This is a genomic window from Thermovirga sp., assembly GCA_012523215.1.
Lineage (GTDB): Bacteria > Synergistota > Synergistia > Synergistales > Thermovirgaceae > 58-81.
On record JAAYIZ010000112.1, the window covers coordinates 1 to 1,559 of the forward strand.

Annotated in this window: 2 protein-coding genes; both read right to left on the reverse strand. The window is 61.7% G+C overall.

Annotated features, from left to right (window positions below; genetic code table 11):
• The coding region (locus tag GX108_03210; GenBank protein NLO56052.1) for an LpxI family protein at nt 1–475 on the reverse strand (475 nt) is incomplete at its 3' end.
• 12 nt (nt 476–487) lie between these two features.
• Nucleotides 488–1,543: a YjgP/YjgQ family permease gene (locus GX108_03215; protein ID NLO56053.1), complete on the reverse strand. Its 1,056-nt coding sequence runs from the start codon at nt 1,541–1,543 to the stop codon at nt 488–490.
• Between the last annotated feature and the right edge of the window lie 16 nt (nt 1,544–1,559).

Sequence of the window (1,559 nt, forward strand, 5' to 3'; positions counted from 1 at the left end):
CGATCCGCAAACCGTAAAGGATATCCTCTTCCTCCCCGGGAAGGGGCTGCCTGCCGGCAATGGTCCCCCGTGGGGCAAGCAGTTCGGGGATGATATCGCGGTAGGGCAGTACCGTGACGCCCCTGGACTCGAAAAAGGATACGATGGCCCCCAGCAGAGAGTGGTCATCCCGGAAGGGCAGCGACGAGAGGATGCCCCGAAGGTCGTCGTCCAGGAGGTCGGGCCTGAAGATCAGGCTCTTCGGCACGAACCCCGCTAGGACGAGATTTTTGATGCCCCTCGACCGGAGCTTTCCGAGCAGTTCCCCAAGAGCGGGTCTTTCGATCCTTGTCACTTCCAGGGCCCACTTTTCCAGGGGCGCTGTCTTCTCCCCAAAGGAAAAAACAAGGGGGGGTCTGCCCCTCTCAAAGAGCCGACGGGCTATCTCGACAGAAAGATCGCCTTCACCGGCAAACAGTCCTATCGTTTCATCCAAAAAAGCCACCGCCTATCTGTCGGCGATCCTCACCAGGTATCCGGCGATCACGAGGAAAACCAGGTTCGGCGCCCAGGCCGCCACGAGGGGGGGCAGGCACCCCGCCTCGCCGAAGGAGCGGGAAAAGGACATGAGCACATAGTAGGCGAACACTATCAGCACGCTCATGGCCAGCCCCACGCCGGCGCCAGACCGGTGGGGGCCTACCCCCAGCGAGGCCCCGAGGACGGCGAGGATGACGCAGGCCCAGGGCACCGCCAGTTTCAGGTGGAATAGAACCCGCAGGGGTGCAAGGTTGGCTCCCTGCTTGTTCATGATGCTGATGTGCTTCCACAGTTGAAAGGCGCTCATCTCGGCGGGCCTTTGAGATGTCTGGGCCACCTCCGCGGGCCCTAAATCGAGAGGCAATTTCTGCCGGTCAAAGGTGAAGAGGAGCTTGACGGTCCGGTCCTGCAGCACCTCGAAGGTCTTCCCGTCCTCCAGCCACCACTCCCCGCCTCTCCAACTCCCCCTTGCGGCGGTGACGATCCGGCTCATCGTGCCCTCCTCGAACTCCTGCACAACGATGTCCTCCATGGTCCCCAGGTTCTGCCGGAGCCGCGAGATATAGATCACGCGGCGGAGTTCCCCGTCACCCTCATCCCTAAGGAAAACCTTTTCCCTCAGCAGGGTGGGCCGCTCACGGGCTATCTCGTAGCGCATTATGTTGTCGGCGGCCCTGTTGCTCAAGGGCACGATCGTCTCGTTGAGGAGTATAGCGCCCAAAGAGGCGAGCGCCGAGGCGACCAGGACCGGCTTGACGATCCTGCGGAAGGATATCCCTGCCGCCCGCAAGGCCACGATCTCGCTCTGCGAGGAGAGCCGGCCGAAGGTCAACAACGACGACAGGAGCGAAGCCATGGGGAGGGTCATCACCACCACTTCCGGCAATTTGTAGACGAAGAGGCGGATCACCACCCCAAGGGCCACTCCCTTGTCGATCATCAGGTTGGCGACCTGGAACAGGAGATCGCCCGCCACGAGGAGCACGGAGAAAACCAGCACTCCGAAAAGGAAGGAATTCCCCATCTGGGAGACGATGAAC

Bases quoted from the DNA above. Each gene is read 5' to 3' on its own strand.
- GX108_03215 (NLO56053.1), bottom strand. From the start codon at position 1,543: ATGGGGAATTCCTTCCTTTTCGGAGTGCTGGTTTTCTCCGTGCTCCTC.